The sequence below is a fragment of the Phocaeicola sp. genome, assembly GCF_048170425.1.
GTDB lineage: Bacteria > Bacteroidota > Bacteroidia > Bacteroidales > Bacteroidaceae > Phocaeicola.
On the sequence record NZ_DBEXBB010000166.1, the window covers coordinates 1 to 6,071 of the forward strand.

The window sequence follows — 6,071 nt, forward strand, 5'->3', positions numbered from 1 at the left end:
TTGACGTATATCAAGAAAGATGTATCAAAATGAACAATTTCTTAATATTTTTGTAATATAAAGCTCACGTTTTACCTCTATTGATTACCCTTTGAACCGTCACCGCATAAAAAAAGGCCTTCAGGATATTTCCTGAAAGCCTTTTGCTTCATTATGTCATAAACTCTGCGGATTATCCACCGAAGTTATCGTACATGATAGAAGACTCTTCTACACCGAGACTATCCAGCATAGCGACAACTGCCTTCGACATCGGACCAGGACCACACATATAGTATTCGATGTCTTCCGGAGCTTCGTGGTCTTTCAAATAAGTGTTCAACATTACCTGATGAACGAATCCCGGAGTGTACTTCACGCCCGCTGCATCGGCTGCAGGGTCCGGACGGTCCAGAGCCAGATGGAAGTGGAAATTCGGGAAATCTTTTTCCAAAGCCAGGAAATCTTCCAGATAGAACACTTCATTCAATGCACGTGCACCATAGAAGTAATGCAGTTCACGGTCAGTAGTATGCAGTGTACGAGTCATATGCATAATCTGTGCACGAAGCGGAGCCATACCGGCACCACCACCAACCCAGATCATTTCCTTCTTAGAGTCGAAAATCGGATGGAAGTCTCCGTAAGGACCACTCATCAGCACCTTGTCACCCGGTTTCAGGGTAAAGATGTAAGAAGAGGCGATACCCGGCATCACGTCCATAAATCCGCTGCGGTCTGGCTTGAACGGAGGAGTAGCAATACGGACAGTCAACATGAACACGTCGCCTTCTGCCGGATAGTTGGCCATAGAATAAGCACGGATAGTTTCTTCTTCGTTCTTACATTTCAAGCCGAACAAACCGAATTTTTCCCATGCAGGCAAGTATTCAGCACCGATAAGGTCTTTATCGATGTCCTTGTTGTAATCCATTTCATATTTAGGAATCTTAATCTGTGCGTAAGAACCCGGGATAAAGTCCATGTGCGCACCCTTAGGCAACTGCACCTTGAACTCCTTGATAAAGGTAGCCACGTTCTTGTTGGAGATAACCGTACATTCGTATTCCTTTACACCCATTACAGATTCAGGAACCTTGATAGCCATATCTCCCTTCACTTTCACCTGACAGCCCAGACGCCAGTGGTCTTTCTGCTGTTTGCGGCTGAAGTGACTCACTTCAGAAGGCAGGATTTCGCCACCACCTTCTACTACCTGACATTTGCACTGTCCGCAAGAACCCTTACCACCACAAGCTGAAGGCAAGAACACTCCGTTTACGGCCAATGTGTTCAGCAATGTAGAGCCAGACTCTACTTCCATATCCTTATCGCCGTTGATAGTCAGTTTCACATTACCGGAAGCAACGAGGAAATTCTTTGCAACCAGCAGGATGACTACCAGCACCAGAATAGTCACGAGGAATACTCCAATGCTTGCTAAAATAAAATTCATATCCATTGTCTTATTCCTTTCCTATTAGATGTTCAAACCAGAGAAACACATAAATGCCATTGCCATCAGACCTACAGTGATGAAAGTGATGCCCAAGCCTCTCAGCGGAGCAGGCACATCAGAGTAAGCCATTTTTTCACGGATAGCAGCCAGACCTACGATAGCCAGCATCCAACCGATACCTGAACCTAATGCGTAAGAGATAGAATCCCAGATGTCGCCGATGTATTTCGGGTCAGACGGGCTCAGAGTGATACGCTGCTGCATGAACAGAGAAGCACCCATGATGGCACAGTTTACAGCAATCAACGGCAGGAAGATACCCAGTGACGCATACAGTGAAGGACTGAAGCGTTCTACAATCATTTCTACCAGCTGAACGATAGCCGCAATTACGGCAATGAAAAGAATGAAGCTCAGGAAGCTCAGGTCAATTCCTAGAATGCCGTCGGCAGCCAGCACCTTCGTCTGCAGAAGGTAGTTCACCGGCAAGGTAACCACCAGCACGAAAGTTACAGCGATACCCAGACCGAAGGCAGTCTTCACGTTCTTCGATACCGCCAGGTATGAACACATACCCAGGAAGAACGCAAATATCATATTGTCCACAAAGATTGAGCGGACCAATAAACTAAAAAAATGTTCCATAATTCTGGATTTTTAATTTTCCGTTGTGGATTAATAATTATTCTTTTTCTTGCAACTCTTTGTGTTTTGCACGCTGATACCAAATCAGGCAAGCTACGATGATCAAAGCCATCGGCGGCATCAACATCAAACCGTTGTTTACATAACCGGCATTCTTTACAGCCTCATAGTTCAGGATGTTGAAGCCCAACAGTGTTCCAGAACCCAGCAACTCACGGAAGAATGCAACGATTACCAGAATCTTGGCATAACCCAGACCGTTACCAATACCGTCAAGGCATGATTCCCACGGACCGTTTGACATGGCAAATGCTTCCAGACGTCCCATCAGGATACAGTTGGTAATGATCAAACCTACGTATACAGACAACTGTACGCTCACGTCGTAAGCAAAAGCTTTCAAAACCTCACTTACGATAGTTACCAAAGCAGCTACAACTACCAGCTGTACGATGATACGAATACGGTTAGGTACTGTCTTACGCAACAAAGAAATCACTACGTTAGAAAAAGCAGTAATAATGGTTACAGAAAGACCCATCACGATGGCAGGCTCCAGCTTGGAGGTTACAGCCAGTGCAGAACAAATACCCAGCACCTGTACAGTCACAGGGTTGTTCATTCCTATAGGAGTAGAAAATACTTCTCTGTTTTTAGCTGAAAATAAACTTCCCATTTTCGTTCTCCTCCTTATTCTTTAGATGTTAAAAATTTAGCGTAATGTGTCATACATCCTTTCAACATGGCATCTACACCTACTGAAGTGATTGTACCGCCAGAGATACCGTCTACCTGGAATTCCGGATTTTCTACTTTTCCGTTCTTTACAACTCCCAGTGCAACGGCTTCACCGTCCATTACATGCTTGTCCTTAAATTCACTCTGGAAATGTTCTCCTGCGATTTCTGCTCCCAAACCCGGAGTTTCAGATGCATGAGAGAAGTAAGTTCCGTAAACAGTGTTCTTGTCTTCGTTCAAGGCAACATATCCCCAGATAGCTCCCCAAAGACCGGCGCCGTATACCGGAATTACATATTTAGTCTGTCCTTCGATTTCACATACGAAGATGTGAGCACGACCGTTTTCCTTGAAATCCTTTTCGTAAGAAGTCACGAAAGCGCCTTCATACGGAGTCAGTGTGCCGTCTTCAGCTACCACCATATCCGATTTCACTACTTTAGCAAATTCAGCTTCTGCATCCTGCACACCTTTAATGCCGAGTGAAGAAAGAATCTGCTTCTTTGTATCCAGCTCTACGTTCTTTCCCTGCAAGTCGCGCAAAGAAGAGTTCACGAAAGCCAGCAAGAATGCTACGATAACAACCATTACCGAAGCATAAATGATAGTATAAGAGTTACTATTAGTATTCATTGTATTTTCGGTTTTTATTTGTTAGACATAGCACGTTTTGCACGGCGAGTAATGTTATTCTGAACTACTACGTAGTCAATCAGCGGAGCGAAGATGTTCATCAGCAGGATAGCCAACATCATACCTTCAGGATAACCCGGATTCAATACACGGATAATGATTGCCATGGCACCAATCAGGAAACCATATACAAACTTACCGTTTTCTGTACGTGAAGAAGTTACAGGGTCTGTAGCCATAAATACGGCACCGAAGCAGAAGCCACCCAAGCACAAGTGTTCAAACCAAGGCATCTTGGCCATTGCAGTGTCCGGACCGATGGTATTGAAAATCCATCCCATTACCGCACCACCTACAAATACTGACAACATTGTCTTCCAGCTTGCCACACCAGACCACAACAAGATAACCGCACCAATAGCAATGGCAATTACACTGGTTTCACCGATAGAACCCGGAATCAGACCAGTTACCATATCCCAAGAGAAAGCAGGATATGCCATCGCATCGGTTGCAGTAGAAGCCTGTCCCAGAGCTGTAGCAGCAGTCAGTCCGTCTACATTGCTGCCCAAGCCAAAGATGCTGTCGCTGGATACCCATACCATATCACCAGACATTTTGGTCGGATAAGCAAAGAACAAGAATGCACGAGTAATCAATGCTGGGTTAAAAATATTCATACCTGTTCCACCAAATACTTCCTTGGCAAAAATTACAGAGAAAGCAGTAGCCACAGCCAACATCCACAACGGACAGTCAACCGGCACAATCATCGGAATCAGCATACCTGAAACCAGGAAACCTTCCTGAATTTCCTCCTTCTTCCACTGAGCTACCACAAATTCGATACCCAGACCTACCACATATGATACAATGATTTTCGGCAGTACAGCCAAAAAGCCATAACCGAACATTTCAATAAAACTGCCTTCTACATTTGCAGCATGGAAATGCTGGTAACCCACATTATACATACCGAACAGCAGGGCCGGTATCAGCGCAATCACCACGAACGACATGATACGTTTGCTGTCTATCGCATCGTGGATGTGCGTACCTGTCTTCGAAGTAGTGTTCGGAACAAACAGGAATGTTTCAAACCCGTCGAACACAGAACGAAAAGCATGAAATTTGCCTCCCTCTTCAAAGTTAGGCTTTATCTTATCGAGATAATTTCTTAACGCGTTCATTTATTAATAATCATTTTAGTTAGCATTAACACATTTCACGGCGGAGCATGTCGAGCCCGTCACGAACAATACGCTGCAATTCCATCTTTGAAGAGCAGACAAATTCACACAAGGCAAAGTCTTCTGGAGCTACCTCGTAAATACCCAGTGCTTCCATACGGTCAATATCGCCTGCGATGATTGCCTTAATCAGGTATTCCGGCAGAATGTCCATCGGAAAAACATGGTCGTATTCATTCGACATAATCATGTGGCGTTCACCACCCTTCACACGTGCATCCAACACATATTCTTTCTTCTTACCCATCATCCAGCTGAAATAAGAACGGCTGGTGCTGAAATCATTAAAACGCGGCATAATCCATCCCAGCATTTCGTGTACATCGCTTCCTTCCGGAATCACTGTCAGCTGGCTGTGGAAAGCTCCCAGATAACCGTTGGCAGAAATCTGCTTACCGGTCAGCACGTTACCGCTGATGTAGCGCAAAGCCTTGTCTTTTGTCACGTTGTTTTCGAATACCCCTGTCAGCAGCGCACCTACTTTCAATTTCACGTATGCAGGTTTAAGAACCTCAGAACCTGTCACAGCTACCGTACGGGTAAAGTCTACACGACCTGTATTGAACAGACGACCGATAAAAATAACAGCTTGCGGATCGATGGTCCATACCGTTTCGCCCTTGTTTACAGGAGCAATGTGGTTAATCTGCACGCCGACGTTACCAGCAGGATTCGGTCCGTCGAATACGTTTACTTCCACGTTCTTTGCCTGCGTCAAAGCCGGTGATTTCTGGTTAGCACTGATACTCAGGTATGTTTTGGCCATCTTAGCCAATGCATCCAAACCTGTCTGGAAATTTGCTTCTTCGCCTGAAAGCGCCAGTTCAAATTCAGGGGCCAGCGGATTTGTGTCGAATGCTGAAACGAAGATAGCACGAGGCGCTACAGTCGGATCGGCCACTACGTCATACGGACGCTGACGGATAAACGCGAACAAACCGGCATTCAGCAGCATTTCTTTTACAGCAGCACCGTCAAGTGCAGCTACGCTCTTCTTGCCAAATTCTTCAAAGTCCTGTTCCGTAGCAGCCTGCACGGTGATGCTCATCACCTTGCGTCTTGCCCCACGTTCCACACTTGTCACTACGCCGCTTACCGGCGAAACAAATTTCACTTCAGGATGATTCTTGTCTACAAACAAGGGTCCTCCGGCCATCACATACTCCTGTTCCTTAACGACCACTTTCGGAGTCACGCCTGTAAAATCATCGGGACACAAAGTATAGAATCCCGGCTCTTTCACAGCCACTACCTCCGCAGCCGCCTTACCTTTCAGGTTTATGTCCAAGCCTTTACGCAACTTAATTAAATTTGCCATGTTAGGTTAAAAAAAATGGTTTTGTATTTTGCGTGCAAAATTAAATAAA

General features: G+C 45.2%; 6 protein-coding genes. All 6 read right to left on the reverse strand.

What is annotated here, in order from left to right:
* Positions 1 to 172: 172 nt before the first annotated feature.
* The 6 genes from nqrF to ACMJ0U_RS06445 are packed head-to-tail and all read right to left on the reverse strand — an operon-like array spanning position 173 to position 6,022.
* Positions 173 to 1,441 (reverse strand): NADH:ubiquinone reductase (Na(+)-transporting) subunit F, encoded by a 1,269-nt coding sequence (gene nqrF, locus ACMJ0U_RS06420; RefSeq protein WP_417128978.1) that lies wholly within the window; start codon positions 1,439 to 1,441, stop codon positions 173 to 175.
* An 18-nt stretch (positions 1,442 to 1,459) separates the two neighbouring features.
* Positions 1,460 to 2,083 (reverse strand): NADH:ubiquinone reductase (Na(+)-transporting) subunit E, encoded by a 624-nt coding sequence (nqrE, locus tag ACMJ0U_RS06425; protein WP_417128980.1) that lies wholly within the window; start codon positions 2,081 to 2,083, stop codon positions 1,460 to 1,462.
* A gap of 37 nt (positions 2,084 to 2,120) precedes the next feature.
* Positions 2,121 to 2,759 carry an NADH:ubiquinone reductase (Na(+)-transporting) subunit D gene (locus ACMJ0U_RS06430; RefSeq protein ID WP_417128982.1) on the reverse strand — a complete coding sequence of 213 codons (639 nt, stop codon included), beginning with the start codon at positions 2,757 to 2,759 and terminating at the stop codon, positions 2,121 to 2,123.
* 14 nt (positions 2,760 to 2,773) lie between these two features.
* Complete coding sequence (locus tag ACMJ0U_RS06435) at positions 2,774 to 3,454, reverse strand: Na(+)-translocating NADH-quinone reductase subunit C (RefSeq protein WP_118431798.1); 681 nt, start codon at positions 3,452 to 3,454, stop codon at positions 2,774 to 2,776.
* Positions 3,455 to 3,468: 14 nt separating this feature from the next.
* A complete protein-coding gene (locus ACMJ0U_RS06440; RefSeq protein WP_417128983.1) occupies positions 3,469 to 4,644 on the reverse strand; it encodes an NADH:ubiquinone reductase (Na(+)-transporting) subunit B in 1,176 nt (391 codons plus the stop codon).
* Positions 4,645 to 4,669: 25 nt separating this feature from the next.
* Positions 4,670 to 6,022, reverse strand: coding sequence for a Na(+)-translocating NADH-quinone reductase subunit A (locus ACMJ0U_RS06445; RefSeq protein WP_417128984.1), 1,353 nt, complete (start codon positions 6,020 to 6,022; stop codon positions 4,670 to 4,672).
* Positions 6,023 to 6,071: the final 49 nt, after the last annotated feature.